The sequence below is a fragment of the Mesorhizobium sp. M7D.F.Ca.US.004.01.2.1 genome (assembly GCF_003997785.1).
In the GTDB taxonomy this organism is placed as follows: Bacteria; Pseudomonadota; Alphaproteobacteria; order Rhizobiales; family Rhizobiaceae; genus Mesorhizobium; species Mesorhizobium loti.
This window is the reverse complement of sequence record NZ_RZRQ01000750.1, coordinates 1-556: the sequence shown is the minus strand read 5'-3', so window position 1 is coordinate 556 and position 556 is coordinate 1. Positions and strand designations below refer to the sequence as shown.

Below are 556 nucleotides of genomic sequence, written 5' to 3'. Positions count from 1 at the left end.
TTCTTCGCCTCGCGGCGCGTCGTTCTCGCCACCGGTGGGATCGGCGGGCTATTTCTCGACACGACCAATCCACCTGGGAGTTGCGGACAGGGTCTGGCGCTTGCGGCCCGCGCGGGAGCCGTCCTTTCCGACCTCGAGTTCATCCAGTTCCACCCGACTGCGCTTGACGGGTCGGAGCGCCCGATGACGCTGATCAGCGAGGCTGTCCGCGGCGAAGGTGCCGCCCTCATCGACGAAACCGGCCGCCCCTTTCTCGAGGGCGTGCAAGGGGCAGAACTTGCCGCCCGCGATGTCCTGGCGCGCGCCGTGTGGAACCATCTTGCGAACGGCCACCGTGTCTTTCTCGACGCGCGGCAACGGCCTGGCCCGGAATTCGCGCGCCAGTTCCCGACGATCGCGTCCGCCTGCCGTGGAGCCGGCATCAATCCGGCGCGCGACCTTATTCCCATCCGCCCCGCTCAACACTACCACATGGGTGGAGTGGCCGTTGACGGGTCCGGTCGCAGCTCCGTCAAGGGGCTCTGGGCCTGCGGCGAAGTCGCCTCGACCGGACTGC

1 protein-coding gene is annotated in these 556 nt (G+C 68.3%); it reads left to right on the top strand.

Going from position 1 to position 556, the window contains the following annotated elements; genetic code table 11:
• A partial coding sequence (locus EN993_RS36615; RefSeq protein ID WP_127266293.1) for an FAD-binding protein occupies positions 1-556 on the top strand: 556 nt, incomplete at both ends.